General features: G+C 69.0%; 1 protein-coding gene. It reads left to right on the top strand.

Annotated features, from left to right (window positions below):
• Positions 1-124: 124 nt before the first annotated feature.
• Positions 125-1,417, top strand: coding sequence for an IS256 family transposase (locus tag AB2L27_RS20110; protein ID WP_370443268.1), 1,293 nt, complete (start codon positions 125-127; stop codon positions 1,415-1,417).
• Positions 1,418-1,470: the final 53 nt, after the last annotated feature.

Genomic DNA, 1,470 nt, shown 5'->3' with positions numbered 1-1,470 from the left:
CAGTGGAGTCCACCAGAGTGGTGTACGGCGCCCTCCGGTGAGGGCGTGTCCACCAACGTGTGAGGCGGCCACCGCGTGATGCTTCGACCTGAGTTCCCGCTCAAGACCGAAGAAGGACACCGCGATGACCGCCCACCCCATGATGGACCCTGCCCGCTACCTCGACGAGCAGCTCACCCAGGCCAGCCCAGACCTGATGCGCACGATGCTGCGCTCGTTCATCGACACCCTCATGTCCGCTGAGGCCGACGCCGTCTGCGGCGCGCAGTACGGGGCCAGCAGCCCGGAACGGGTCAACTCCCGCAACGGCTACCGCCACCGCGACTTCGATACCCGGATGGGCACGATCGACGTGGCCATCCCCAAGCTGCGCTCAGGCTCCTACTTCCCCGACTGGCTGCTGGAGCGCCGCCGGCGCGCTGAACGCGCCCTGACCACCGTGGTCGCCACCGCCTACCTGCTGGGGGTCTCCACCCGACGGATGGAGAAGCTCGTCGAGACCCTCGGCATCACGAGGTTGTCGAAGTCGCAGGTCAGCGAGATGGCCAAGGACCTGGACGCGCAGGTCGAGGCGTTCCGCACCCGCCGCCTGGATGCCGGGCCCTACACGTTCCTCGCCGCTGACGCGCTGGTGATGAAGGTCCGTGAGGACGGCCGCGTCGCGAACGTGCACGCCCTGCTGGCGGTGGGGGTGAACGCCGATGGGCACCGGGAGATCCTGGGCTTGCAGGTCTCCTCAGCTGAAGACGGAGCCGGCTGGCTGGGCTTCTTCCGCGATCTCACCGCCCGCGGCCTGTCCGGGGTGCGACTGGTGACCTCCGACGCGCACGCCGGGCTGGTCGCCGCGATCGGCGCGACCCTGCCCGGGGTCAGTTGGCAACGGTGCCGGACGCATTACGCCGCCAACCTGATGGCGGTGACACCCAAAACCAGCTGGCCGTGGGTGAAGACGTTGCTGCACAGCGTCTACGACCAGCCCGACAAGGGGTCGGTGCACGCCCAGTTCGACCGGCTACTGGATGCCGTCGAGGTCAAGCTGCCGCAGGTCGCTGAGCACCTGGACGCCGCCCGCGCCGACGTCCTGGCCTTCACCGCCTTCCCGAAGGAGGTGTGGCGTCAGGTCTGGTCCAACAACCCCCAGGAACGCCTGAACCGGGAGATCCGCCGCCGCACCGACGTCGTGGGGATCTTCCCCGACCGCGCCTCCCTCATCCGCCTGGTCGGGGCGGTGATGGCTGAGCAGGACGATGAGTGGACCGAGGGCCGCCGCTACCTGGGCCTGGATCTGCTGGGCCGTTGCCGGCTCACGCCGATGCCCGGCGGCACCGACCCGGATGACCCCACCAGCCCGGCCGGCGCCGCGCAGAGCTCGGTGGAGGTGAACTCCGACCTCACGATGCAGGCCTTGACGGCCTGACCGCACGAAGCATCACGAGGAAACCGTCGTACACCACCTCTGGGGACTTGACC

Source organism: Kineococcus halophytocola, from assembly GCF_041276425.1.
Lineage (GTDB): Bacteria > Actinomycetota > Actinomycetes > Actinomycetales > Kineococcaceae > Kineococcus > Kineococcus halophytocola.
The sequence above is the reverse complement of the archived record's forward strand: the minus strand, read 5'-3'. Positions and strand labels throughout refer to the sequence as shown.